Annotated in this window: 22 protein-coding genes; 9 read left to right on the top strand and 13 right to left on the bottom strand. The window is 63.7% G+C overall.

Annotated features, from left to right (window positions below; genetic code table 11):
• Window positions 1-16: 16 nt before the first annotated feature.
• The 8 genes from ACLGL5_RS33015 to ACLGL5_RS32980 all read right to left on the bottom strand — a co-directional run bounded on the left by ACLGL5_RS33015 (window position 17) and on the right by ACLGL5_RS32980 (window position 9,351).
• A complete protein-coding gene (locus ACLGL5_RS33015) occupies window positions 17-199 on the bottom strand; it encodes a hypothetical protein (protein ID WP_032920719.1) in 183 nt (60 codons plus the stop codon).
• A 133-nt stretch (window positions 200-332) separates the two neighbouring features.
• On the bottom strand, window positions 333-632 hold the full coding sequence (locus ACLGL5_RS33010) for a HigA family addiction module antitoxin (RefSeq protein WP_069092975.1): 300 nt from the start codon (window positions 630-632) through the stop codon (window positions 333-335).
• Between the two features lie 12 nt (window positions 633-644).
• The gene (locus ACLGL5_RS33005) at window positions 645-926 is read right to left on the bottom strand and encodes a type II toxin-antitoxin system RelE/ParE family toxin (RefSeq protein ID WP_069092974.1); all 282 of its coding nucleotides are present in this window, start codon (window positions 924-926) and stop codon (window positions 645-647) included.
• 117 nt (window positions 927-1,043) lie between these two features.
• Window positions 1,044-2,570 (bottom strand): ABC-F family ATP-binding cassette domain-containing protein, encoded by a 1,527-nt coding sequence (locus ACLGL5_RS33000; protein WP_069092973.1) that lies wholly within the window; start codon window positions 2,568-2,570, stop codon window positions 1,044-1,046.
• A 248-nt stretch (window positions 2,571-2,818) separates the two neighbouring features.
• On the bottom strand, window positions 2,819-3,724 hold the full coding sequence (locus ACLGL5_RS32995) for a DMT family transporter (protein ID WP_069092972.1): 906 nt from the start codon (window positions 3,722-3,724) through the stop codon (window positions 2,819-2,821).
• A gap of 296 nt (window positions 3,725-4,020) precedes the next feature.
• The gene (gene uvrB / locus ACLGL5_RS32990; RefSeq protein ID WP_069092971.1) at window positions 4,021-7,179 is read right to left on the bottom strand and encodes an excinuclease ABC subunit UvrB; all 3,159 of its coding nucleotides are present in this window, start codon (window positions 7,177-7,179) and stop codon (window positions 4,021-4,023) included.
• Window positions 7,180-7,305: 126 nt separating this feature from the next.
• Window positions 7,306-8,934: a DUF2778 domain-containing protein gene (locus ACLGL5_RS32985; protein ID WP_019860606.1), complete on the bottom strand. Its 1,629-nt coding sequence runs from the start codon at window positions 8,932-8,934 to the stop codon at window positions 7,306-7,308.
• A gap of 213 nt (window positions 8,935-9,147) precedes the next feature.
• Window positions 9,148-9,351 carry a hypothetical protein gene (locus ACLGL5_RS32980; protein ID WP_141700977.1) on the bottom strand — a complete coding sequence of 68 codons (204 nt, stop codon included), beginning with the start codon at window positions 9,349-9,351 and terminating at the stop codon, window positions 9,148-9,150.
• A gap of 101 nt (window positions 9,352-9,452) precedes the next feature.
• Here ACLGL5_RS32980 and ACLGL5_RS32975 point away from each other — a divergent pair, with 101 nt between their 5' ends.
• From ACLGL5_RS32975 to ACLGL5_RS32960, 4 genes are read left to right on the top strand one after another with little or no spacing between them, the layout of a single operon-like run.
• Window positions 9,453-10,322, top strand: a complete 870-nt coding sequence (locus ACLGL5_RS32975; RefSeq protein WP_038649039.1) for a protein-L-isoaspartate O-methyltransferase family protein — start codon at window positions 9,453-9,455, stop codon at window positions 10,320-10,322.
• Between the two features lie 54 nt (window positions 10,323-10,376).
• A complete protein-coding gene (locus ACLGL5_RS32970; RefSeq protein WP_069092970.1) occupies window positions 10,377-13,067 on the top strand; it encodes a hypothetical protein in 2,691 nt (896 codons plus the stop codon).
• On the top strand, window positions 13,067-14,002 hold the full coding sequence (locus tag ACLGL5_RS32965) for a hypothetical protein (RefSeq protein WP_069092969.1): 936 nt from the start codon (window positions 13,067-13,069) through the stop codon (window positions 14,000-14,002). The genes ACLGL5_RS32970 and ACLGL5_RS32965 overlap by 1 nt, the downstream gene beginning before the upstream one ends.
• Window positions 14,003-14,035: 33 nt before the next feature.
• Entirely contained in the window at window positions 14,036-14,326 is a 291-nt protein-coding gene (locus ACLGL5_RS32960) for a hypothetical protein (RefSeq protein ID WP_019860599.1), read from the top strand.
• 106 nt (window positions 14,327-14,432) lie between these two features.
• Here the strand turns inward: ACLGL5_RS32960 and ACLGL5_RS32955 are convergent, their stop codons facing one another.
• The gene (locus tag ACLGL5_RS32955) at window positions 14,433-15,689 is read right to left on the bottom strand and encodes a hypothetical protein (protein ID WP_069092968.1); all 1,257 of its coding nucleotides are present in this window, start codon (window positions 15,687-15,689) and stop codon (window positions 14,433-14,435) included.
• 169 nt (window positions 15,690-15,858) lie between these two features.
• Between ACLGL5_RS32955 and ACLGL5_RS32950 the strand changes: the two genes are divergently transcribed.
• Window positions 15,859-16,884 carry a CapA family protein gene (locus tag ACLGL5_RS32950; RefSeq protein WP_069092967.1) on the top strand — a complete coding sequence of 342 codons (1,026 nt, stop codon included), beginning with the start codon at window positions 15,859-15,861 and terminating at the stop codon, window positions 16,882-16,884.
• Window positions 16,885-17,194: 310 nt separating this feature from the next.
• Window positions 17,195-18,145, top strand: coding sequence for a DUF3137 domain-containing protein (locus ACLGL5_RS32945; protein WP_171903310.1), 951 nt, complete (start codon window positions 17,195-17,197; stop codon window positions 18,143-18,145).
• Window positions 18,146-18,162: 17 nt separating this feature from the next.
• Here ACLGL5_RS32945 and ACLGL5_RS32940 read toward each other — a convergent pair whose 3' ends face one another.
• Entirely contained in the window at window positions 18,163-18,657 is a 495-nt protein-coding gene (locus tag ACLGL5_RS32940; protein ID WP_069093515.1) for a YegJ family protein, read from the bottom strand.
• A 444-nt stretch (window positions 18,658-19,101) separates the two neighbouring features.
• Between ACLGL5_RS32940 and ACLGL5_RS32935 the strand changes: the two genes are divergently transcribed.
• The 3 genes from ACLGL5_RS32935 to ACLGL5_RS32925 all read left to right on the top strand — a co-directional run bounded on the left by ACLGL5_RS32935 (window position 19,102) and on the right by ACLGL5_RS32925 (window position 21,813).
• Entirely contained in the window at window positions 19,102-19,344 is a 243-nt protein-coding gene (locus ACLGL5_RS32935; protein WP_027047290.1) for a DUF1344 domain-containing protein, read from the top strand.
• A 204-nt stretch (window positions 19,345-19,548) separates the two neighbouring features.
• Window positions 19,549-21,171 carry an FAD-binding oxidoreductase gene (locus ACLGL5_RS32930; protein ID WP_069092966.1) on the top strand — a complete coding sequence of 541 codons (1,623 nt, stop codon included), beginning with the start codon at window positions 19,549-19,551 and terminating at the stop codon, window positions 21,169-21,171.
• A gap of 18 nt (window positions 21,172-21,189) precedes the next feature.
• Window positions 21,190-21,813, top strand: a complete 624-nt coding sequence (locus ACLGL5_RS32925) for a hypothetical protein (RefSeq protein WP_019860592.1) — start codon at window positions 21,190-21,192, stop codon at window positions 21,811-21,813.
• 5 nt (window positions 21,814-21,818) lie between these two features.
• Here ACLGL5_RS32925 and ACLGL5_RS32920 read toward each other — a convergent pair whose 3' ends face one another.
• The 3 genes from ACLGL5_RS32920 to ACLGL5_RS32910 all read right to left on the bottom strand — a co-directional run bounded on the left by ACLGL5_RS32920 (window position 21,819) and on the right by ACLGL5_RS32910 (window position 24,075).
• Complete coding sequence (locus tag ACLGL5_RS32920; RefSeq protein ID WP_027047289.1) at window positions 21,819-22,340, bottom strand: hypothetical protein; 522 nt, start codon at window positions 22,338-22,340, stop codon at window positions 21,819-21,821.
• A 163-nt stretch (window positions 22,341-22,503) separates the two neighbouring features.
• Window positions 22,504-23,634 (bottom strand): hypothetical protein, encoded by a 1,131-nt coding sequence (locus ACLGL5_RS32915; RefSeq protein ID WP_069092965.1) that lies wholly within the window; start codon window positions 23,632-23,634, stop codon window positions 22,504-22,506.
• Between the two features lie 6 nt (window positions 23,635-23,640).
• Entirely contained in the window at window positions 23,641-24,075 is a 435-nt protein-coding gene (locus ACLGL5_RS32910) for a membrane protein (RefSeq protein WP_032931388.1), read from the bottom strand.
• Between the last annotated feature and the right edge of the window lie 69 nt (window positions 24,076-24,144).

Below are 24,144 nucleotides of genomic sequence, written 5' to 3'. Positions count from 1 at the left end.
GACAGGCTGGTCGCGGTCATATGACCTTGGCCGAGAAGGTTGTTGCACGGCGGCTGTTCTGCGCGTCGAAGAGTTCCGGGAAGCCAATGTCCTTGCGCAATTCGGCTGGCAGCGAGAGCAGGATGCGTTCGCTGCGATGGCGGGCACGTGCTGCCGCATATTGGGTTGCGATGCGACCGATGGATGAAAGGACGGACATGATGTTCTCTCCCTGGGTTGATGCCGGCATCATCGTGTCGGCATCCCAAGGACGCGGCAGGTTCAGGCGATCCGACAGAGCGCTGGATCTTTTTTCGGGCAGCTTGAGACCGGCTGTTCCAGCGCGGTCTAATTCAGGCAGCTGTGCCCAAGCGCTCGATCGTTTCAAGGTCGGCTTTCTTGGCCTCTCCCTCTACGGCAAGGTCGTAGCTCGCCTGCATGTTCATCCAGAATTGCGGCGTGGTTCCGAAAAACTTTGCAAGGCGTAGCGCGGTGTCGGGCGTTACCGGTGTCGCCTCGCTTGCCAGGCGCTCGATGCGCGTGCGCGGCACATGCAGCTTTTTGGCTAGCGTGTAAGGCTTCAGGCCAAGCGGGACGAGGTATTCCTCTCGAAGGATTTCTCCGGGATGAATGGGAGGGTTGATGTTCAGCATTTGAGACCTCCTTCAATGGTAGTCAGTTATTTCGACATCCTCAACCTGCCCGTCCACCCAGCGAAAGCAGATGCGAAACTGGTCGTTGATGCGGATCGAATGCTGACCGGCACGGTTGCCCTTCAAGGGCTCGAGCCTGTTGCCTGGGGGAGTCTTCAGGTCCGACAACTCGGTCGCGTTGTCGATCATGAACAGTTTCCGCTGGGCCGATCGAACAAGGTCCGACGGGAAGCCCTTTGGAGACTTGCCATTCGAAACGGCCTCGCTGGTCTTGTCCTTGAACGAGCGTATCATCAGTCGAATCCAAGAAACGTACCATGGCATGATACGTTTCGGGAGTCAACGATACGTCTCATGAAATGATACGAAATTCTGGCCTGCCGACGGCAAGCCGGAATTCTGCCTCGCCGGTCAGCCGCCGCCTTCAGCCACATCGCGGAAAAAGCCCTCGGGGTCCTCGACCTCTGTCAGCTTCCGCTTCTCGATCAGCCAGAAGCGGTTGCCTGTGGCGCGGATGAAGGAGCGGTCGTGTGAGGCGAGCACGCAGCTTGCCTGGTGCTTCAGCAACTCCTCCTCCAGCGCTTCCTGGCCATCGATGTCGAGATGGTTGGTCGGCTCGTCGAGCAGATAGAAATTAGGATTGGCGAGCCTGAGCGCCAACATCATCAGCCGCGCCTTCTGGCCGCCGGACAGCACGCCGATCCTTTTCTCCTGCATCTCGATGACCACGCCGGCGCCGGCAAGCAGCGAGCGGGCGCGCTGTTCGCCGACATCGTAGCGGCGCGAGACCATCGCCAGCGGCGTGTCGTCGCCGCTGATGCCCGACAGCGCCTGGTCGCTGTGGCCGAGCACCGTGGACGGTGTCACCTTCACGTTCACGATCGTATCGGGTTCGGCGATGGCGTTGCGGATCAGGCTGACGAAGCGCGACTTGCCCACACCATTGCGGCCGAGCAGCACGATGCGGTCGCCCTGGCAGATATGGCGCTTGCCGGTCCTGAACAGCAGCGTGCCGTCGGGCGTTTCCACCGCCAGGTCGTCGAGCGTGATCAGCACCTTGGCGTGGGTGCCGCGATTGGCAAGCCGGATCGCTCCGGCCGACTTCTCGCGATGTGCCGATACCGCTGCCTCTTCGAGCTTCTCCGCCCGTTCCCTGAGCTGCTTGGTTTTCACCACCAAAAGGTCGCTGCCGGAATTGATGCCGATATTGTTGAGCTTGGCGGCCTGCTTTCGCAGCTGCTGGGCGATCTTCATGTCGCGCTCGAATTTTCGCGCTGTCGAGGCGTCGACCTCGTCGAGCGCCTGCCTGGCGCGGGAGTAGGGCAGCGCAAACACCGGCGATTGTTCCGGGCGCAGGAACAGCGTCCTGTTGGTGGTGGCGTCGAGGAAGGCGCGGTCATGGCTGGCGATGACGACGGGCACGTCGCGCGGCAGCGCATTCAGCCAACTTTCCAGCTGGCTGATGCGGGCAAGGTCGAGATGGTTGGTCGGCTCGTCGAGCAGCAGCACGTCGGGATCGGTCACCCAGACACGGGCGATCAGCGCCAGCCGCTGCCAGCCGCCGCTCAGCGCCTGCATTTCCCGCTCGCGCATCGTCTCGGGCACGTCGAGAGAATCCAGCACTACGTCGACGCGCCACATCTCGCTTTCGGCCTGCTCCGGCGGCAAGGCGTCGGCCACCACCTGATGAAAGGTGCGGCCGAGAAGGGCAGGGGGAACCGATTGCTCGACATGGCCGACGCGCAAGCCGCGCGTGCGGGTGATGTCGCCTGATGTCGGCTCCATCTCGCCGGTCAGGCATTTGAGCAGGGTCGACTTGCCGCGGCCATTGGCGGCAACGATGCCGAGACGGTCGCCGGCGCCGATGGTGAGGTCGAGGTTTGCGAAGAGCGGCGCACTCATGGTGACGCCGAGGGATTTGAGGCTGATCAGGGCCATTTGGATTTCTCTGGTCTTGCCGGAAACAACTCCGGATGCACTTTGACGGTGCGCGTGCTGGCCATCAGGCTCGGCGTTGCGGCACCACGAAGGGCAGACCAAAAAATCGAAGCGGGAAAAACCCGGACCGTCCCTGGTCAGCCCTGCAAGCTGGCTTGCAGGGCAGAAATCGGGCCACGCTGACGATGGTGACGATGAAACGTGAACACGTGAGCCCTCCTTTCAAGACGTTCGAGTGTGCGAAGCGATTACACCAAAGGCGGGGCGGATGGCAAGGCCGCCGCTTTCGCCCGGCGCGGGAACGGATCCAGCACCAATATGCAGCCGCCGATGATCGCCACCGCGCCGAAGGCCTGGATGATTGTCAGCGACTCGCCAAGCATGATGGTGCCAACCAGTACGGCGATCGTGGTCACTGCGAATTCGACGCTGATCGTCCTGGTCGCGCCGATGCTGGCCACCAGCCGGAAATAGACGACGTAGGTCACCGCGCTCATCACGCAGGCGAGAAGGACGAGATAGAGGAAATCGACAGGACGCGGCATGGCCGGCACCGGCACGGCCAGCAGCAACGGCAGCGTCATCAGCCCGCCGAACAGGAAGGCGGCGCCGGTGAGTTCGAACGAGCCGGCCGAGCGCAGATGGCGATTGGCGTAGTTGCTGCCGAAGGCGGCGGAGAAGGAGCTGAACAGCGAGGCGGCGCAGCCGAATACGAAGGACGGCGTGATCGGCACCGAGGGGAAGCCGACCAGGACCACGATACCCGCGGCGCCGAGCAGCAAGCCAGCCAGCCCGCGAACGGTGATGCGCTCGAGTCCCCATAACTGGCCAAGGATCATCGAGAATAGCGGGATCGCGGCGACGAGGATGGCCGCCATCGCCGTGCCGATACGCGGCGTGGCGTAGGACAAGCCGATCAGCTGCGCCGCGACGGTCGTCGCGCCGACCATGGCGAAGTGCCCCCAGCCGGCGCTGAAATCGAGCCGTCGCCGCGTTGCCGCCGCCAGCAGGAAGAGCGTGATGCCGGCGATCAGCGAGCGCAAGGTCACCGCGCCGACCCAGCCGAATGCGTGCACCACCTTGAGCAGCACGAGGAACGACAGGCCCCACGTGACGGCAAGGAAGGCGTAGGCGGCGATGTCCCTGGGTTTCATGAGCTGGGGGCGGATGGGAGCTTTGCTGGCAGAGGCAGGATTGCAGCCGTGCTATCGCTTCCACCGCCTGGCGGCAAGCGCGAGCGCATAGTCCAGAGGCTGTTCCGACTCAAGGTGCGCCGATGGAGCGCTTTCCTTCTCCCCTTGTGGGAGAAGGTGGCCTCGCGAAGCGAGGTCGGACGAGGGGTGATCCAGGGAACACCAACGCCTCATTCTGCCGGAACACCTCTCAACCGTCTCGGCGCTGGCGCGCCGATCCACCTTCTCCCACAGGGAGGGGGAGAAGGAAGAGGCCGCTACTTCCCCGGCCTGCCCGTTTTCCCGGGCCGGCGCTTCTCCCGACGCGCGTCGCCTGGGTCCTCGTAGGAGCCGATGCCGGTGCGCTGGCGGATGATCGGTTTTTCGTCGCGATCCTTCGCGTCTATCCTGCCGGCGCCCACAGGGGGGGAGATCGGCTGGGGCTTCGCCGGCACTTTTCCCTCGACCGGTTTTTCCGTACGCCGCACGGTCATCTCGTCGAGCGAGTTCTTCTTGAACAGCGGCTTGACCGGCTCGCCGGGAATGCCGAAGTCGGAGCCGTGCGCTTCGGACGCCGACTGCTTCTTGAACAGCGAGCGCGACACCGCACCTGCCGGTGTCGGCATGTCGGTGCCAGGCCCCATGTCGTCGATCGAGGGTTTGGCGAACAGCGGTTTCTTCACCGGCACGGCGCTGTCGGCACCCATCTCGTCGATATCAGGCTTGCGGAAGAGGTTGGGCCGGGCAGCTCTGGCGGCCTCTTCGGCGGCACGTGCCTCGTCGAGCTTGCGGAAACGCTCCTGTTCCTCCGCCGTGCGATGCTTGGCCACACCCTTGTTGTGCTTGCCCTTTTCGCGGCCCGAGACCGGGCTTTCCATGTCGGCGTATTTGGCCAGCGGATCTTCGGAGATGGACAGTTCCATCTCGCGCAGCCGCTTGATCTCGTCGCGGATGCGGGCAGCCTTCTCGAAGTCGAGATTGGCGGCGGCGTCGCGCATCTGTTTCTCCATCGCGTCGAGATGCGCCTTGAGGTTATTGCCCATCATGGCGCCGGCGCTGTCGGTGAACTGCGAGATGTCGGCGCGGACATGGTCCTTCTCGTAGACCGAGTCGAGAATGTCGGAGATGCGCGACTTCACCGATTCCGGCGTGATGCCGTTGGCGGCGTTCCATTCCATCTGCTTTTCGCGGCGGCGGTTGGTCTCGGCCATCGCCCGCTCCATCGAACCGGTGACCTGGTCGGCATAGAGGATGACCTTGCCGTCGACGTTACGGGCGGCGCGGCCGATGGTCTGGATCAGCGAGGTTTCCGAGCGCAGGAACCCTTCCTTGTCGGCATCGAGAATGGCGACGAAGCCGCATTCGGGAATGTCCAGGCCTTCGCGCAAAAGGTTGATGCCGACCAGCACGTCGAAAGCGCCGAGGCGCAGATCGCGCAGGATCTCGATGCGCTCCAGCGTGTCGATGTCGGAGTGCATGTAGCGTACGCGCACGCCTTGTTCGTGCAGGTATTCGGTCAGGTCCTCGGCCATGCGCTTGGTCAGCACCGTGACCAGCGTGCGGTAGCCGGCCTTGGTCGTTTCGCGGATCTCGCCGACGACATCGTCGACCTGGCTTTTGGCCGGGCGCACCTCGACCGGCGGGTCGATCAGGCCGGTCGGGCGGATAACCTGTTCGGCGAAGACGCCGCCGGACTGTTCCATTTCCCAGCCGCCGGGCGTCGCCGAAACGGCGACGGAGAGCGGACGCATGGCGTCCCATTCCTCAAAGCGCAGCGGCCGGTTGTCCATGCAGGAGGGCAGACGGAAGCCATATTCGGCCAACGTCGCCTTGCGCCGGAAGTCGCCGCGATACATGCCGCCGATCTGCGGGACGGTGACGTGGCTTTCGTCGATGAACACCAGCGCATTGTCGGGAATGTATTCGAACAAGGTCGGCGGCGGATCGCCCGGCTGGCGGCCGGTGAGATAGCGCGAATAGTTCTCGATGCCGGCGCAGGAGCCGGTGGCTTCCAGCATTTCGAGGTCGAAGCGGGTGCGCTGTTCCAGCCGCTGCGCTTCCAGCAGGCGACCGGCGCGCTCCAGTTCGACCAGACGCTGCTTGAGCTCTTCCTTGATCGACTTGATCGCTTGGTTCAGCGTCGGGCGCGGCGTCACATAGTGGGAGTTGGCGTAGATCTTGACGCTCTTCAGCTCGCCGGTCTTCTGGCCGGTCAGCGGGTCGAATTCGGTGATCTGCTCGATCTCGTCGCCGAACATCGAGATCCGCCAGGCGCGGTCTTCAAGGTGGGCCGGGAAGATCTCGATCGTGTCGCCGCGCACGCGGAACGAGCCGCGCACGAAATTGATGTCCTGGCGCTTGTACTGCTGGGCGACGAGGTCGGCGAGCAGAGCGCGCTGGTCGAGCCGGTCGCCGATCTGCATCTGGAAGGTCATCGCCGTATAGGTCTCGACCGAACCGATACCGTAGATGCAGGACACCGAGGCGACGATGATGACGTCGTCGCGCTCGAGCAGCGAGCGCGTCGCCGAATGGCGCATGCGGTCGATCTGTTCGTTGATCGAGGATTCCTTCTCGATGAAGGTGTCGGTGCGCGGAACATAGGCTTCCGGCTGGTAGTAGTCGTAGTAGGAGACGAAATACTCCACCGCATTGTCGGGGAAGAATTTCTTGAACTCGGAATAGAGCTGCGCGGCCAGCGTCTTGTTCGGCGCCAGGATCAGGGCAGGACGCTGCGTCTCCTCGATCACCTTGGCCATGGTGAAGGTTTTTCCCGAGCCGGTGACGCCGAGAAGCACCTGGGTGCGGTCATTGTTGTCGACGCCTTCGACAAGGTCCTTGATGGCGGTCGGCTGGTCGCCCGCCGGCTCGAAGTCCGACACCATCTTGATGGCGATGCCGCCTTCCGACTTTTCCGGCCGGGCAGGGCGGTGCGGCGTCCACAACACGCCGTCCTTGTGCAGCGGATTGCCGGATTCGATCAGCGCCGACAGGGCGGCCACCGTGGCGGTGACGCCACTGGAGGTCATCGTCTCGGCTTCTTCCAGCGAGATGTCGAGGCCGGCGACCGGATTGAGGCCGGCTGCGGTGCGCTCCCTGGCTGTCGCCGCGCCACCCATCGAGGTGCCGCGCGCGGTGCGGCCGGGGGAGGTCGAGCGCTCGGGAATCTTTTTCGCCGCCTTCGGCGCTTTGCCGCCGTCGCCCTTGCCGGCCTGGCGCCCTTCGCGCTCCGCCTCCTGCTCGATCTGCTCGGCCCAGTCGGCGATCGAACCGGTCAGCGGCGTGCCCGACAGTTCGGCCTGCGGCATCTCGGCGAAGCCGCCTCTGTGCAGCGGTTCCGAGGCGTCGAGGAAATCGGTCAGCGGGCTGCGCCGCTTCGGCGCGGCGCGGTCGTCATTCGCCGTCGGCGGCGTTCTTTTCTCGGGGGATTTGGCCATGCCCCGAATATGGGAGGTCTTGGCGAAAATGGAAAGAGCGCGATGCGGTGGGGCGCATGCCTCGATGCGGCTCCTGACAGAAGGCTGTCAGGAGGAGGCAATTGCCGAGGGGGTACCTGCCCGCGGTCAGGCGCCGCGGGCGTTGTCCGTCGCCACCTGGGTCGGCGATCCGTTGAGGCGCGGGACCACGACGAGACGTGTGACCTTGCCCTTCTTGAAGGCGGCGAGGAAGCGGGCATAGTCCCTGAAGACGACGCAGCCATTGGACTCGGCGCGGCCGCCGCGCAGCATGTAGGTATGGGCGAGCAGGCCGTCGCGGTTGTATTTGTTCCCACCGCCGACCGGAGTCAGGCGCAGGGCCTCGACGCCATGGAAGCGCGATTCACGCAGCGACAGATTATAGGTGTTAGGCGGCGTCGGGCCACGATCCTTCACGTGGACATAGCGCGGCTGGTCGACCATGGCGCCGAGGCCGGAATGCGCCTCGAGCCGCTGGCCGTCCGGCATGTAGACGGTCTTGGCGCTGATGTCATAGACGGCGACGCCGTGGCCGGCTCCGCTTCCGCCGCTTGGTCCGTTGAAAAGATTCCTGAACGCCTGGCCAAGGCCGCCCGACGGCGTATCCGGCTTGGCATAGGCCAGCACATCGCCGCCCTCGCCAGACCGGCCGGCCCGGGCAGGCCTTGTGGGCTGGGCTTGCTGGACCGGCTTTGCCTGCGGCGCCGGCTTCTGCTGCGCGATCTTGGGCTGAGCAAACTTGGGCTGCGGCGCCGGCTCATCCTGTTCCACCACGGCCTTTGGCTGCCGCGGCGCGTCGTATTGCGGGCGGCGGGTCGGCAGCGGCACGTCGTCGGTCAGCGCATCCGGCAGCGAAGCGGCGTCACCGGGCTGTTGCGGCTGGGTCTCGGCAGGTGCAATCGCGACATCGGCGGAGGATTCGGTCATCGGCAGCGGCGAGGCGAATGCTTCGTCCTCGACCGGCAGCGACTGGACGAGGGCCAGCGCCAGCTGCGTGTTGTCAGGCGTCTGCGACTGGGCGAGGCCCATCGGCGCCGGCGCGGTCTGGACGACGCCGGTATCGGCACGGGCAAAGCGTTCCGCCACGGGAGCCGGCATGTCGCTCGACAGGCTGGCCATCACTTGGACCGACGGAACTAGCGACGCCTCGGTAATCTGCGGTGCGGCCTGGGAAATCACCGGGCGGGCGTCGGCCGTGGCGACGGGCTTGCCGGCGCCGGCAAAGGCGGCGGCGAGCTTGGTCGGCGACAGCGACGCCTCCATGCGGTCGAAGCGCTCCTGCGCCTTCGACTTCAAGATTGGCTGTTCGGGTCTTGCATGGATCGTGAGGCGCGCGGATTTCTCACCCAGCGGGCTCACTCGGGCCAGCTTGAAGCAGCTAGCGCCGCATTGCACGGCATGGTCATGCAGGGCCTGGGCGCCGCCATGGGCATTGGCCAGCGCGAACGGCGCCGAAGACCTCAGAAAATGCTGTTTCAGCGGATCGGCCATCGCCAGCGAGCCCGGCATGGCCAGGGTCTGGGGCAGGCCGCTCGATGTCGCCGACAGCGAGGCGCCGACGGAACTGAGGCCGGCCATGGTGCCGATCAGCCAGAGGCCGACGGCGGCGCTGGCACCGGGCACCGCGATCCAGCGGACGATCCGTTTCGGGTTGAAGGAAGGGGTGCGCTGCGCATCGACGAACTCGCCGCCCTCGCGCTGGTCCCGGATTATTTTGTGTTTACTCGACAACGCCATGCAACCAATCTCGCTCCAATCGGTTTTCCCCGTACGTGGCCTTGTCAGCCGCGACGACCATTCTGCGAGTGATCCCAGGGTGGTCCCCGACGCGTTTGCCGCGCCTGTCGTTGATTGCCGATTGCTTCAAAATATGGACAAAGTTGGTTAACCAATCCCTCTCAAAACCAACCGAGAGACGTGGACTTTGTGCCAAAAAAGGCTCGTCCACGATCATGCACGCGGTATTTCAGCCCTTCCGATACTGGTTTGCTGCCTGTTTTTGCCGACCGAGTCAAGCAAAACAGCCATTGCTAATATAAGGCAACGCTGCTCCGGCGAGCCCTGCGGCAATGCGGCGCGCCATTGTGCGGGGCTGCAAAAGCCGATGGCATCGGCAAAACTGTTGCCCGCTTGCCACATTTTTTCGGCCCGCACGGTCGCCCCTCGACGCCCATTGACTCGTTTTGGGAGGCGGTGCAATCGGGTTGAAGTGCTTGGTTTTGGGGTGGCAAAGGCCACTTTTGGAGGCTTTTTCCATGAAGCGTCGGGATTTCTTGACGCTGTCGGCGGGTGCGGCGGCGTTCTCCATTCTTCCAGCCACGGTCCGGGCCAACGTGCCCGTGCCCTACGACCGCAACGCCGAAGTGCCGTTCAACGACAAAAAATCGTTCATCGACTGGATGGTGGCCAATCGCGGCGAGGATCCGAAGTTCTTGGCGCAGCGATTCGATCGCTTCCAGATCATGGTCTACAACAAGGACGTGCTGGACGATCGCAACAAGCGCGCCTTTCTTTTGACACCGCGCGAGGAATTCGTGCTGCCGCAGAATCTGGGCCGCGCCTACGACCATGCCTTCCTCGACATCGGCTATGGCGTGACGATTTCGGGTCCGCACCTGGTCGGGCGGATGACGACGTCGATCGACGTGCAGTTCGGCGAGGCGGTGCTCGAGATCGGTACTGGCTCGGGCTACCAGTCGGCCTATCTCGCCAACCTTACCGACAAGGTGCACACGATCGAGATCATCAATCCGCTGGCGCAGCGCACGCGGCGCACCTATGACGGGCTGGTCGAGCGCGGCTACAGTGAGTTCGGTTCGGTCACCAGCCGCAATGCCGACGGCTATTATGGCTGGGACAGCGTCGGCCCGTTCGACAAGATCATCGTCACCTGCGGCATCGACCACATCCCGCCGTCGCTGCTGCAGCAGCTGAAGCCCAATGGCGTGATGGTCATTCCGGTCGGCCCGCCGGGCGCGCAGCACGTGCTCAAGGTGACCAAGCAGCAGCTCGCCGACGGCACGTTCAACATCGTCCGCTCAGACATCTACAATGGCAAGGTGGTGCCGTTCGTGCCGTTCACCAAGCTGGAAGGCGACCAGATCGTCGGCACGCATAACGGCTGAGTTGCCGTGCCGGTCCAAGCCCGTCGGGCTAAACTGCCGCATCAAGGGGCCTGAATGACGGCTGTTGTATCGACCTCTCGACCTAGCATCGCCTCGCTGGAGGCGCCACGGCTCGCGCATTACCTCGCTGTCGGGCTGATCGCCGGCGCCATCATCGCGCTGCAGATCGCTGTCATGCGCGTGTTCGCCGTCGGCAGCTGGTCGCATTTCGGTTCGCTGGTGGTCAGCCTTGCCATGCTCGGCTTTTCGCTGTCCAGCGTCGTCATCTTCGCCGGCAAGGGCTGGTTCGACCGCCACTGGCAAGGTGCCGCCACCGCGGCCCTGCTGCTGATCGGCCCGCTCGCCGTGGGCTCCAACCTGGTCGCCCAGACGGTGCCGTTCAACGCCATCTTCCTGGTTTCCGACCCGGCGCAGAAATGGCGGCTGCTCGCCAATTTTCTGCTCTATCTCCTGCCGTTCCTGGCCGGTGCGTTCTTCCTCGGCATCGTCTTCCTGAAAAGCCGCACCGCCTTCGGCCGCGTCTATTTCGCCGACCTCACCGGTTCGGGGCTCGCCGGCCTCGCCGTGCTGGTGTCGCTCTATCTGTTCGCGCCGGAAACCATCATCGTCGTGCCGCTGCTGTTGTGGGCAGCCGGCTCGCTGCTGTGGTTCTTCGCATTCGGCGCCTGGAAGAGCGTCGTCGCCGGCGTGGCCGTGGCGGCGCTGTCGATATCAGGCTATCTCATGCTGCCCAACCTGCTCGGCATCCCCGACATTGCCGTGTCGCAATACAAGGGCGTCGCCTATGCCCGCAACTTTCCGGACGGCAAGCGCATCTACCGCAGCGTCTCACCCTTCGGCGACCTGCAGGTCTATGCCAGTTCCTACATGCATTTCGCGCCGGGCCTGAGCGACAATGCCGCCTTCGGCATGCCTGAAGTGCCGGCCAACACCTATGTCGGCATGTATCGCGACGGCGACGGGCCGGAAGGCATCATGCGCAACCTGGCGCCAGCCGAGCAGGTCTATTTCCGCTATCTGCCGATGCATTATCCCTATGTCATCAAGGACAAGCCCAAGACATTCGTCGTGCAGTTCGGCGGCGGCATCTCCACGCAGGCCGCGCTCAATGCCGGTTCGACCTCGGTGACCGTCGCCGAGAGCAATCCGATGACATTGCGGGCGTTCCGCGACCCGGTGCTGAAGGACGTCACCGGCGATATCCTGGCCGAGCCGCGGCTCAAGGTCATCGATTATGACGGACGGCTGTTCCTCGCCAACACGAGCGAGCGGTACGACGTCATCGACCTCAGCCTCGCCGACAGTGTCGGCCTGTCCAATCCCGGCGGCTTCGCCATCTCGGAGAAATACGCCTACACGCGCGAAGCGATGCTGAGCTACATGCACGCACTGGCCGATGGCGGCGTGCTGTCGATCACCTTGTGGAACAAGGAAGAGCCGCCGAAATCGGTTCTGAAGCTCTATTCGACCGTCGCCGAGGCGGCGAAAACCTTCGACCCGCAGGGTGCCGCCAACGACATCTTCGCCGTGTCGAGCTATCTCTCGACCACGACCGTGCTGTTCAAGCGCGGCGGCTTCTCCGAGGCCGAAATCAAGACGCTGCGCGACTACACCAAGTCGATGTCGTGGGAGGAAGTCTATTATCCAGGAATGATCTATGACGGTTCGGGCGCGCGAAAGGTACTCGACGATTACCGCGCCTCGATCTTCGGCAGCGGACAGGACGCGACGCTGACGCAGCAGCCGGCCGCCGACCCGACCGCACCGGCAAATCCCGATTGCGACCCGACGGCGCCGGCCGATCCGACGCTCGACGCCTGCGCGGGGGCCGGCGGCGATGCCGGCCCGCAAGTGCTGCCGGCGACGGAACTGCAGCGCATGACCTGGCACGCGCTTTTGACAGGCGGCTGGGAAAAACTTGCCGGCGACTACGTCTTCGACGCGCGGGCGCTGAGCAACGACCAGCCCTATTTCGCCGCCTATGTGAAGGTCGCCGATTTGCCGCGGACGCTTGACCGGCTCGACCTGTTCCAGGACGATTGGGGCTATCTGTTGATCTGGGCGACGCTCGGCATTGCCTGCGTTACGGCGGCGTCGCTGGTGCTGCTGCCGGTCATCTTCGGCTGGCGCATCGTGTTCTCGCGCTCGCGCGGCAAGCTCGGCACCATCCTCTATTTCGCCTGTCTCGGCCTCGGCTACATCATGGTCGAGGTCGGGCTGATCAGCCGCTTCACCGTCGCGCTGGCCAACCCGACGGTGTCGGCCTCGGTGCTGATCTCCTCGATGCTGGTGTTTTCCGGCCTCGGCAGCCTGTTTGCCGAGCGCATCTTCGACCGCGCCAGGACGATGTTGCCGCTCGTGCTGCTGGCGGTGTGCGGGCTGCTGCTCGCCTATGGCTTCTATCTGTCGCCGGTGCTCGACCGGATCGGCGCCTATCCCTATACGGTGCGCCTGCTGCTCTGCTTTCTCCTGGTGTCGCCGCCGGCCTTCCTGATGGGCATGCCGATGGCCACCGCCATGACCTGGCTGGCGCGGCTCGGCAAGGAGCATCTTTTCGTCTGGGCCTGGGGCATCAATGGCTGTTTCTCTGTCATCGGCTCGGCCGCCGTGCCGATCGTCGCCACCAGCTTCGGCTTAAGCGCCGTGCTGCAATGGGCGGCGATTGCCTATCTCATCGCCATTCCGGCCTTCTTCGCCGTGCTGTTGCCGTCGAAGGCGCCGTCCATCCGGCTGGTGGCGGCCTGATGCCGGACCGGCGCGCCATCGTCGCCGGATTGCTGGCCACGGCGATGTTTCCGGTGGCCAGCCAGGGGGCGCGCTTGCGCAAGGCCATCTCCACCATCGTGCCGTTCAAGGCATCGCCCTTTCCCTACTGGGGCAAGCTGCCCGACGGCTCCGCGCCGTTTCTCGACGTCATGGCGGCGGACGGAAGGCGCGGCCACACCTCGCCGCGCGGCGGCATTTATTGGGAAGACGAGACCTATTCCGACCGCTCGACGCTGCTGGCCGTGCCGAAAGGGTTCGATCCGGCCAAGCCGGCGGTCATCGTGGTGTTCTTCCACGGCAATGGCGCCACCTTGCAGCGCGACGTGGTCGGCCGCCAGCGAGTGGTCGCGCAGGTCGAGGCGTCGGGCCTCAATGCCGTGCTGGTGGCGCCGCAATTCGCCAGCAACGCGCAGGATTCCAGCGCCGGTAATTTCTGGACGCCGGGCTATTTTGCCAAATTCATGGCCGAGGCTGCGCAAAGTATGGCCAGGCTGACCGGCGCCAAGGCGGCAAAGTTCGACGCCATGGCGGTGGTGCTGGTGGCCTATAGCGGCGGCTACAATCCGGCCGCTTCCATTCTCAGGAACGGCGACATCGGTGGACGCCTGCTCGGCGTCGTCCTGCTCGACGCCGTCTTCGACGAGGCCGACATTTTCGCCAGCTGGATCGCGCAGCACCGGCAGAGCTTCTTCGTCAGCGCCTATGGCAAATCCTCGGCCTCCGGCAATGCCGGAATCCGGCAGTTGCTGGCGGGCCAGGGCATCGCCGCCAGTCCCGACCCGCCGCGCCGCCTCGAAGCCGGCACCATCGCCTTGCTTGCATCCGATGCCGCCCATGACACGTTCGTCACCCGTGCCTTCGTCGGCAATCCGCTGCAGTGGCTGCTCGCCCGGTTGCACGGGTTCCCGCGCTAAGACCTTTTGGCACTCCAGTCCCAGTTCTTATCCATGCTTCTGATTGCTATTGTCATCGCCCAGATGTTGGATCCGCTGCGGATCCTGCTGGTCGGGATCGCCTATTTCCTCAGCCGGTCGGTTAAGCGGCCGGGCGTGGCCTGGCTCGGATTGTGCGCGGCGATTGTCGTCATCGCCGCTGCATTTCCGTTCGTTGTCCTTGGCCAATCCGGCGACATTGCCTGGACGACCACCGCGATCGGCGTGATATCGAACGCACTGATAGTAGCCGCCATGGCCGGGTTGCTGCGGCTCCAGCGATGGCTTTTCCAGCTTTTTGTTTGACGTAATTTCTGCGGGAAAACCGTTTCACGATTTTCCCGCAATTGCTGGCGGACCCGGCGGATACTGGGTTCCTTTCACCACTTGGCGAGGGCAGGGACCCAGGTTCTCAGTTAAACCACAGCGCGAACGTCAAAAACCCGCCGCCGCCGAATTCGCGCTGGATCTGGTCGAAATCCTCGCTGGTCAGGATCCTGCCGTTTTCCAGATAGGGCGCGATGCCAGGGCCGGTGATCGACAGCACCAGGTCGAAAGGCTTCGGCTCGTCGAAGAAGCGCTTCATGTTGATGCCTTTGCCGGTGATGCGGAAATGCGGCAGCAGCGCGCGGCCTTCGAGCAGGTCCTCCGCCATGCTCAAGGTGGCCAGCCAGGCCTGCACCTGCTCCTCGCCGACTTCGAGGCCGGTCAGCGGGTTCTCGCCCTTCTGCTGCGGCCCGGGCAGCCATTCGCGGTCATTGTCGGTCTCGGCGCGGATTGCCTTCCAGTCTTCGCGCGACAGCCGGATCATTTCGAGCAATTCCTGGCGTGCGGCCTTGCGGCGCTCCGGCTCGACCACCGGCCAGTTGATCATGTGCACCATCGAGATGAAATCGGCGATGCGCCACTCCGAGGAGAAGATGCTGGAGCCCATCTCGCTGGGCGGCGGCACCAGGATGTCCTGCAATGGCAGTTTGGCGCGCGGGAACAGCATGTGAAAGGAGCCGTCGAAAGTGGTTCTGAAATCATGCGCCAGCCAGAAATCGGCCTGCGCCATCAGGAACTCGGCATAGCCTTGCAGCCAATAGCCGTCGGCGCGGTCGAAACGGAAGGTCAGCACCGGTGCGCTATCGCCCTGCGAAATGCTGCCGTGCGACAGCGCGGCCATGATGGCCGCCATGCTTTCGTCCGGTGCGATCATGCCGTCCTCGTTGAGGTCGATGCCGACATGGGTGAGATCGATGACCATGCCGATATCGGCATCGGCCGGCACCGAGCCCAGCGTCGCGGCGGATTTTGCCAGCCTGTCGCGGAACGCGACCAGTATGGCGCGGAACTCTTCGTAGGTCAGCGGCTCGGGATTGGGATTGGAGGGCACCGGCAGCTGCATCAGCGGCAGCATGAAGGATTGCGGGCTTTCGAAACCGTGGCGGTGCAGGCCGCTGGCGAGCAGTTCCAGTGCGGTGCGGAACTCACCGGCGCCGGCGGCATAGGCCGATGCCGGATCTTTCGGTGCGGCCGCCTCCAGCGTCGACAGGGCGCTGTCGCGTGCGGCGACGGTCTTCGCCTCGAAAAGCGCGGTTGCCGCTTCGGGCATGGCGGCTTGCGCCGAAGACAGCGGCACAAGCAGAATGAATGCGGATGCCATCAGGCTTGCTATTCGTGTCATCTTTCCCTCCCAAGCATTTGTCGCCGACGACCATACACAGATTTGCGGCTATTTGCGGCGTCGCGCCCGTCAGCGCCGATGCGCTGTCCACATCGTTGCATGATTGTCGAGGGATGCGCTTCAACCCGCCCGGCGGACGGTTTACAGAAGGCAAACGATTGGGCGTCGCGTGTCGAATTATCCGCTCTCCTACAAACTGTCCTGGCTGCCGCGTTTTCTGAAGCCGTCGCTTGGCGGTGACGGCAGCGGGTTTGCGCCGATGGCGGGGAGGTTGATGGAGCCGCCGCCAAAGCGGACGGTGCGGCTGGCCTTCATCGGGGATATCTCGGCTGTGGCCAACCGCCGGGCGCCGCACTGCGATCCGGCGATCAAGGCCTTGCTTGGCGCTGCCGATCTGGTGATCGGCAATTGCGAAAGCCCTGTCGTGGGCAGGCCGAGCGCGGTGCTCGGCACGAAGCTCGGCACGCATCATGCGATGAGTGAGCGGTTTCTGGCCGAGGCGCTCGCTGTGGCCGGCATCGCGCACGAAAGACTGGTGCTGTCGCTGGCCAACAATCACGTGCTCGACCAGGGCGTCGCCGGTTTCGACGAGACGGTGGCGGCGCTGAAGCGGCTCGGCATCCGCAGCATAGGCCTTGCCGCCGATGGCTCGGTGCAGCCGGTCAAGGTCGGGCTGTTGAATGTCGGCTTCGCGGCCTTCACGCTATGGTGCAATGCAGATGAGAGCCTGTTTGCCGGGCGTGTGTCGATGGGCAGCGATGCAGAGCGCTGGCCGCGCGGGTTCGACCTTATTTGCGCCGTGCCGCATTGGGACTGGGAGTTCCGGCATTTTCCGCAGGCCGGGACGAAGGCGCTGGCGAGGCGCCTGGCCGGGCAGGGCGTCGGGCTGATCGCCGGCCATCACGCCCATGTGGTGCAGCCGGTGGAACGGATCGGCGAGACTGTCGTCGCCTATGGGCTCGGCGATTTCCTCGGCACTGCGCTCGCCCGCCAGCCATGGCCGGGGCGCATTGGCGGGATTTTTGTCGCGGATGTCAGCGCGGAGGAGGGGACGCGCGGTGCTGTTGCGGCTTACCAGGTGCATCCGTTCCTGCGGCTGCGGGACGGAGATCATGAGCGGCTTGTGCCGGTGGAGGCGTTGGACGGTGCGATGAGGGGAAAGATTGAAAGACGGTTGAGAGCAATCTTTCCTTAGAGCTGCAAGCGGCGAGACTATTCTACAAGCGTCGTGCTGCCCCTCATCCGCCTGCCGGCACCTTCTCCCCGTATAGTGACGGGGAGAAGGGAGTTTAGCCGTGCCGGCGGCGCTCCACTTGCAACGCTGGCAATTGGCGAGACCATCGATAACGGCGTCCTTCGCCCCGTTTGCGGGGAAAAGTGCCCGGCAGGGCGATGAGGGGCAGCGCGAGCATCTGTTGAGGTGGCACCGCAGTCGATACATCCGACAAAACCAGCTATCATGAACTTGTCGAGGCGAGGGGGTGGCGGTGGAAGCAGCGGATTTCATGCCTGATGAGGCTGTCATCGCCGGCATCCGGAAAAACATCGAGATCTATGAGGCGGCGCGGGCTTCGGCGGTGCGGCAGGTGCGCTGGCGGGTGCCGCTGTTCGTCGGGCTGGTGCTGGTGGCCGTGGCGGTGATCGCCTGGCTGTTCAACAAGGTCGCCGACCCCAACGAGCAATGGTTCTCGACGCCGCATGTGTTCCTCTATGTCATCGGCCTTGCCGCTTCGATCCTGCTGTATTTCCAAGCCATGAAGCCGGCGACGCGGCTGCAGCAATCGTTCCGCGAAACGCTGCTGCCGATCATCTTCGGTTTCATCCGTGACATCGGCTACCAACATGGCGGCAGACCGAACTCGTTCGACCGGCTGCCGCGCGAGGCGGTCGGGCCTTTCAACCGGCAAACGTTCGACGATGTCGTTTCCGGCGGCTACGAAGGGTTCCCGTTCGAGCTCTACGAAGCCGAACTGCGCGAAGGCACCGGCAAGGGCTCATCGACGGCCTTCAAGGGCGTCATCGTCGCTTTCGAGGCCATCGAGCCGTTCCCGGGAATCCTGGTGGCGACGCGGCGGACCAATGCGGTCGTCGGCTTTTTCCGCGGCCTGTTCGGGTCCAAGCTGCAGGAACTGTCGTCGGGCGAGCCATTTCTCGACGCGGCCTACGAATTCCGCACCGACAATGTCGAGGCGGCGCGGCCGCTGGTGACCGGGCGTCTGGCGCAGGCGCTGAAATGGCTCGGCGAGACCTGGCCCGACGATCCGGCCCGCGTCGCGCTCAACGGCGGCGACGGTTTCCTGCTGTTGCCGCAGGCGAAGAACTTCTTCGAGCTGCCGGAGATTTCAGTGCCTCTCGACTACACCAGGCATGTCGCGCCGATGATTTCCGACATGGGCGCCATGCTGGCGACGGCGGCGCTGGTGCGCAAGATCGGGGCGAAGGACGAGGCAAGCTAATCCGACCGGGCATAAGATCAACAATCGTAACCGGATTCCTCGTGCATGGTGTCTGCTTCTTCCTTAGACATTCTCTTGAACATCACACAGACGGTGAAGCTGCCGACTTGACGCCCGTCGCGTCTGTATCCCCAGTCGGAAATATCGTCCCTGGTGAATTCTATGTTCTGGCCGAGGACGACATTGCGCACTGCTACCGGTTCGTTTGCCAATATGCCGACGAAGCCGGTTTCGGTGCGTCGGAACGGGATGACCCAGAAGTGCTCGCTGATATCCCCATCGTGCACCTCGACCTTTAATTTGAACCTGTCCGTCCCCGAGGGCGGCGCTTCGGTCAGGGCCAGGAACTCATCCAAGCTGGCACGCGCCTTCGCAATCGCTACCGCCATCTCGGGATCGTCCCTAGCAAACATAACCGTTTTGTCGCCGCCTGGCTCAGCGCCTTGTGCGCCGGCCAATCCCGGCGCCAGCACCAGCATCAGGGATATCATGGTTCGGACTGCCAGTTTCATGGTGAGTTCCCCCTCGTCGTTGCGGTTGCAATGATCCTGTATCCATTTCGAATTTGCAACCACGGCGCGAGTTTTGTCCGCTTTTGCGGTGGCGGTTGAGCTGGTCCATGAAACAAAATTTGTATCAACCGAAGGTCAGCGGGCTGTTGCGTGATGCAATCCGGGGCGGATTATGGCGGCTGCGTGATGGCCTCGATGCACCCGCCGCAATCGCCTAAACGATTCTTTTCGTGGGCGAACAGCGCTCGTCGAGGCAAACGAAACGGCTGGAAACCGCGTCAGCCGCAAGCAATGTGTCAGAATTAAGCCTATGATTTCCTTTGCGAAAAGTCACTCAATGTGATTTGCGGCCAGCAGACTTTCAGGCCCAGTGTCGGCTCGTTCGGTGCTGTCGTTGCCCAACGCGGCGGCCCCGGAAAAGTGAAACAGCACGGAGTGCTATCGATGAAAAAGACCCTCGCAACCACCGCCGCTCTGCTCGCCTTCCTCGGTACGGCCTATGCCGCGTCCGTTCAGGGCACCATCCAGGCGGTCGATCCGACGACCAAGTCGATTACGCTCGACGACGGCAAGATCTACCAGCTGTCGCCGGAAGCGAAGATCGGCAAACTGAAGGTCGGCGCCAAGGTGGCGGTAACCGTCGATGACAAGACCGGCATGGTGACGTCGATCAAGAAGGCTTCGTAGCCGCGAGCGTTATGCGTCGGCAGACCTGCTGACCGTACTTTTCAGCCCCTGCTCCAATCTTGGCCGGTTCCTTCGGGGATCGGCCATTTTCGTGCTCTTGGTCACTCACCGCCAGGCGGCCAGGGTGGCGGAACGCTGCCCCGACGGCGCCCCTATGGTTTTTGCCAAAGAGCCGCGCTATCCCTTGGCCAACGGGGGATCCGCATGGCTGACGAACAGAAGGGGTTTCGCCTGTCGCGCCGGCTGGTGCTCGGCGCGGCTGTCGTCGGCGGCGCGGTGCTGTGGGGCGGAACAACAATGGCGCGGCTGGCACGCGGACCGTCGGGGCCGAAGAATGCCGGGCGTATCGCCGACATCGATGGCATTGCCCTCCCGCTGAAACCGATCGCCAGTCCGCCGGCCTTTGACCCCTCGCTGCCCTGGTCGGCCAAGGGCGGCGACATCAACGATGCCAGCGGCCTGTCGCGGACGCCGGTCTATGGCGTCGTCGAGGTCAGCGAGGAGGACCATATCGCCAAGGCGCTGGCCTTTGCCCATGCCAACGGGCTGAAAGTGTCGCTGGCGGCTGTCCGTCATTCGATGGGCGGCCATGCCTTCGATGACAATGCGCTGGTGCTCGACCTCAAGAAATTCAACAAGGTCAGCGTCGATGCGGCGGCCAGGACCATGACGCTGCAGCCCGGCGCGCGCTGGCACGACATCCAGAACCTGCTGCATCCGCGCTTCGCGGTAAAGGCGATGCAGTCGACCGACATTTTTTCGGTCGGCGGCTCGCTGTCGGTCAACGCGCATGGCATGGACCACCAGGCGGGTTCGGTTGCCGGCTCGATCCGCTCGATGCGGATGATGCTGGCCGACGGGTCGGTGACGACCTGCTCGGCCACGCAGAACAGCGAGCTGTTCCGCCATGTCGTCGGCGGCTACGGCCTGTTCGGCGTGGTGGTGGAGGCAACGCTCGATATCGTCGACAATGCCGTCTACCGCACTTCGCGCGAAATCATCAAATCCGACGATTTCCCAAAGTTTTTTGCCGATGTGCTGGAGCCGAACAAGGATATCGGCCTGTTCTACGGCCATCTGTCGACGGCACCGGGCAATTTCCTCGAGGACATGATCGTCTATCGCTACGACAAGGTGGCCGAAGAGCCGCCGACCGACCAGCCTGATATCGGCGAGCCGGGCTCGGTCGGGCTGAAGCGGGTGATCATCAATCTGGCGAAATGGGGCAGCGTGTTCCAGGAGCTGAAGTGGTTCACCGAAAAGACGCTTGAGCCGAAATTCGAGAACTGCACCGTGGCGCGCACAACAGCAATGGCGCAAGGCGAGGCCTGCCTCGTCACCCGCAACAACCCGATGCACGATTCGGTGCCGTATCTGTTCAACGATCTAAACGACGAGACCGACATACTGCACGAATATTTCATTCCGCGCGCCGCCTATGTCGAGTTCATCACCGAAGCGCGCGAGATCCTGCGCAACCAGTCCCTGCCGGTGCTCAATGCCTCGGTGCGCATCGTCCATAAGGAGGATGTGGCGCTGACCTATGCGCCGGAGCCGGCCTATTCGCTGGTGCTCTACATCAACCAGCCGACCGATACCGACGGCAATGCGAAGATGCGGGCGCTGACGCGGGCGCTAATCGACGTGACGATCAAGCATGGCGGGCGCTTCTTCCTACCTTACCAGCTACATTATACGGGCAAGGAGTTGCTGGCCTCCTATCCCGAACTGCCGGCCTTCCTTGCGGCGAAGCGGCACTATGACCCGACGGAACTGTTTTCCTCGACCTTCTACCGTGCCATCAAGGCGCTGAGCGGGGTGGCGTAGGAAGCAGGAGAACAATCGATGCGCATGCTATCGGCGGCAGCCCTTACTCTCATCGCGCTGTGCGCTGGACCGGCCGGGGCCGAGGACCTCAAGGCCTTCAAGCTGACCATCGACGGCGTGGCGGTCGATATCGATCCCGGCGAGAGCACGACCATCACGCTGCCCGGCGGCAAGCAGAGCAAGGTGACGCTCGAGCGCAACGACTTCGCCACCTTTTCAGGCGGTAGCTTCTCCTTCGTCCATCCGACCGGCATTTCGGTGACCAAGACCGATCTCGGCGAGAACATCACGCAATATCTGATGGCTTCGGCGCTGGGCACGATCGTCGTCGTGCAGGAATACGGCAAGATGAATCCGGTGTCGCTCAACCAGCTGATGCTGCAGGAGATGACCAGGGAATCGGTGCAGGCCGGTGCGACGCTGACGCAGCAGCCGACGACGCGCAAGCTCGCCGACGGCAAGGAACTCACCGGCATCCGCGCCGAGGTGAAGACGCGCACCGACACCGCGTATTTCGAGATCGTCGGCTACGGCCTGGCCGATCGGGGGCTGTTGTTCGTCACGCGCGTCGGCAGCGGGGATCTGGCCACCGAACAGCCGCTGATCGACAAATTCTGGGAGAGCCTGAAGCTCAAGATGTAAAGGGACTAAAGCCCCGTTGGCACCAGGCCGGCCAGCCAGTTCACTGAGCGTTTGGCTGCATCGGCGGTCGCGGAAGCTGCACGGCCAAGATCGGTCTTGACCACGGCATAGCCGTTCTTGGTGCGGTAGAGCACGCCGGTTCCGCCATCGACCACCTGTTCATAGGCGACGGGCCGGGCGGCATCCGCGTCGACGGTCGTCGTCGGCGAGCCGACGGGCACGCTCGGCCGATGGCTCAGTTCCGGAGGCAGCGGGCTTTCCGTTCGCACGATCCTGCTGGCGGGCTTGAGTTCCGGGCGGGATGCGGTGGCGGCCAGTTGCGAGGAGGATGACGAACCCTTGGGGCGGCAGATGCCGGACACCAGCGGATAGTCGAAATTGCGCTGGTGCAGGATCTGGCTCTTCATCGCGGCTTCGCATTCGGCGATGGTCGACCACTTGGCAGGCGTCTCCCCGATATATTCGCACAATTTGGCGTCGCAGTCGCAGCCGACAATGGTCATGGCGACAAGGGCGGTCTTGATCACGGTCTTGTCCCTTCGAGATGCCCCCCGGCAGCCCATTCAGGTGCATGTCGCCCGTCAGGCAACGTGCACCATTCCATCGCGCGCGAACAAGGCGGGATTTGGCCGCGATTGTGGAATGAGCATGGCCGCGCGTCTGATCTTGGCCGGGCGTGGCCGAAAGGCCTCAATAATCGTAGACGTGTTCGAGCTTGGCGCCGGCCTTCATCAGCGACGATAGCACCAGATGCAGCTTGCGCACGGCCACGACCATGCCGGTGCGGCGCGTCGAAGGATCGGCCGGCAGCGGATAGCTGAAGAGGATGCGCATGCCTTCGGGGACGGCGATCGAGTCGGTCGACAGCATGGTGACCATGATCTCGTCATTGCCGCCGATCTCGACGAAGGAGACGCCCTTGTCGATCAGCCGCGGCATCATGTCGGTGAAGACCTGATAGCGCTTGGTGACGAAGATGGTGCCGTCAGCACCTAGGTCGCGCTCCAGCAAGGTGTCGGGCTCGTTGCGGGTGGCTTCGCCGACCGGGCCCTTGGCCCAGACATGGATGTCGAGGAAGGCCGGGTCGGAGGTCGCGGCGAGCGCCTTTTTGATCAGGTCGGCATAGCCCTGCTTGATGGTGTCGGCGAGGCCGAAGGCGAGCTTGCGTTCGCTGGTGCGGACGGAGCTGTCGCCCGGCGCCGGCTGCACGGCAAACAGGCCGGCGCGCTTTTCGGCATAGGCGAACTGGTACCACGGCACCTGGTCGAGGAAGGCGGCGTAGTCCGCCGCCACCTTGGCCTGGTAGATGTCGGCGGCGGTGCGTTTGGCCGATGTCGCCTCGGTGACGCGGCCGACCGTGTTCTCATAGGCCCATTGCAATATGTGCTCGATCGAGTGGCTGGTGCCGATGATGACCAGCATCTGGTGGTTGGCATAGTTGAACTTGTATGGGGAACTGGCGCGGATCACGGTGGCGTAGTCCTGCCAGAAGCGGCCGACATAGGACCAATAGGGAAATCCGCTCGGCTGGTCCTTGGCGACGAAGCCGGCATATTCGCGCGCGGCGTAGACAATTGCCCATTCGGGATAGGTGAGGAAGGTCGATTCCTCAGGCCGTTGGTAGCCGGGGATTTCGGCGCGGACATTGTCGGCCAGCGCCTTGGGCGGCGCGCCATCGGCAATGCCGGGCAGCGGCGTCTTGTCGAGCGACGGCGTCGTCAGGAAACCGTAGCTCAGCCCGACGATCGGGATGAGGATGATGATGACGATCAGCCAGACGATCGTCTTGATGACGCGCTTCAGCCAGCGGAACAGCAACATGGCCGGTCAGGCCGTGGCGAAGTGGTCGTGTATGCGCTTCGACAGCCAGAAGCCGACATAGACGGCGAAGCCGCCGATGACGAGATGCGGCAGGTTGGCGAAGAAGCGGGTGGGGAACTCGATGTCGTTGAGGGAGCGGAAACCGTTGATGAAGATGCCGGCATCGAGGCAGCCGGAGCCGGTGATCAGCCCGAGCACCCCGTCGAACAGATAGACCGATCCGAACAGCTTGAAATAGAACACTGCCTGGCGATGCGAGATGAAGGCGGCGGCCAGCGCCCAGACGCCGGAGAAGGCGTGCAGCAGGTCGTCATACCATTGCAGCGAGAACAGGCCGAACAGATTGCCGTTGGCATCGTTGAACGCCGGTATGTAGCCGATGGCGACGACCGCGAAGAACAGGAAAGCATAGGCAACGGCAAGCTTCTGGATCAGCGTCATGAAGTATCCCCCTCCTACGAGCCCGTTAAAACGGACTCTGACGACGTTGGGATACTAACCGATTTTAGC

The organism is Mesorhizobium sp. U510, assembly GCF_059180695.1.
The sequence above is the reverse complement of the archived record's forward strand: the minus strand, read 5'-3'. Positions and strand labels throughout refer to the sequence as shown.

Excerpts from the sequence above, each read along its gene's own strand:
- ACLGL5_RS33015 (WP_032920719.1), bottom strand. The coding sequence starts at position 199 with ATGTCCGTCCTTTCATCCATCGGTCGCATCGCAACCCAATATGCGGCA.
- ACLGL5_RS33010 (WP_069092975.1), bottom strand. The coding sequence starts at position 632 with ATGCTGAACATCAACCCTCCCATTCATCCCGGAGAAATCCTTCGAGAG.
- ACLGL5_RS33005 (WP_069092974.1), bottom strand. The coding sequence starts at position 926 with ATGATACGCTCGTTCAAGGACAAGACCAGCGAGGCCGTTTCGAATGGC.
- ACLGL5_RS33000 (WP_069092973.1), bottom strand. The coding sequence starts at position 2,570 with ATGGCCCTGATCAGCCTCAAATCCCTCGGCGTCACCATGAGTGCGCCG.
- ACLGL5_RS32995 (WP_069092972.1), bottom strand. The coding sequence starts at position 3,724 with ATGAAACCCAGGGACATCGCCGCCTACGCCTTCCTTGCCGTCACGTGG.
- uvrB (WP_069092971.1), bottom strand. The coding sequence starts at position 7,179 with ATGGCCAAATCCCCCGAGAAAAGAACGCCGCCGACGGCGAATGACGAC.
- ACLGL5_RS32985 (WP_019860606.1), bottom strand. The coding sequence starts at position 8,934 with ATGGCGTTGTCGAGTAAACACAAAATAATCCGGGACCAGCGCGAGGGC.
- ACLGL5_RS32975 (WP_038649039.1), top strand. The coding sequence starts at position 9,453 with ATGAAGCGTCGGGATTTCTTGACGCTGTCGGCGGGTGCGGCGGCGTTC.
- ACLGL5_RS32970 (WP_069092970.1), top strand. The coding sequence starts at position 10,377 with ATGACGGCTGTTGTATCGACCTCTCGACCTAGCATCGCCTCGCTGGAG.
- ACLGL5_RS32965 (WP_069092969.1), top strand. The coding sequence starts at position 13,067 with ATGCCGGACCGGCGCGCCATCGTCGCCGGATTGCTGGCCACGGCGATG.
- ACLGL5_RS32960 (WP_019860599.1), top strand. The coding sequence starts at position 14,036 with ATGCTTCTGATTGCTATTGTCATCGCCCAGATGTTGGATCCGCTGCGG.
- ACLGL5_RS32955 (WP_069092968.1), bottom strand. The coding sequence starts at position 15,689 with ATGACACGAATAGCAAGCCTGATGGCATCCGCATTCATTCTGCTTGTG.
- ACLGL5_RS32945 (WP_171903310.1), top strand. The coding sequence starts at position 17,195 with ATGCCTGATGAGGCTGTCATCGCCGGCATCCGGAAAAACATCGAGATC.
- ACLGL5_RS32940 (WP_069093515.1), bottom strand. The coding sequence starts at position 18,657 with ATGAAACTGGCAGTCCGAACCATGATATCCCTGATGCTGGTGCTGGCG.
- ACLGL5_RS32935 (WP_027047290.1), top strand. The coding sequence starts at position 19,102 with ATGAAAAAGACCCTCGCAACCACCGCCGCTCTGCTCGCCTTCCTCGGT.
- ACLGL5_RS32930 (WP_069092966.1), top strand. The coding sequence starts at position 19,549 with ATGGCTGACGAACAGAAGGGGTTTCGCCTGTCGCGCCGGCTGGTGCTC.
- ACLGL5_RS32925 (WP_019860592.1), top strand. The coding sequence starts at position 21,190 with ATGCGCATGCTATCGGCGGCAGCCCTTACTCTCATCGCGCTGTGCGCT.
- ACLGL5_RS32915 (WP_069092965.1), bottom strand. The coding sequence starts at position 23,634 with ATGTTGCTGTTCCGCTGGCTGAAGCGCGTCATCAAGACGATCGTCTGG.
- ACLGL5_RS32910 (WP_032931388.1), bottom strand. The coding sequence starts at position 24,075 with ATGACGCTGATCCAGAAGCTTGCCGTTGCCTATGCTTTCCTGTTCTTC.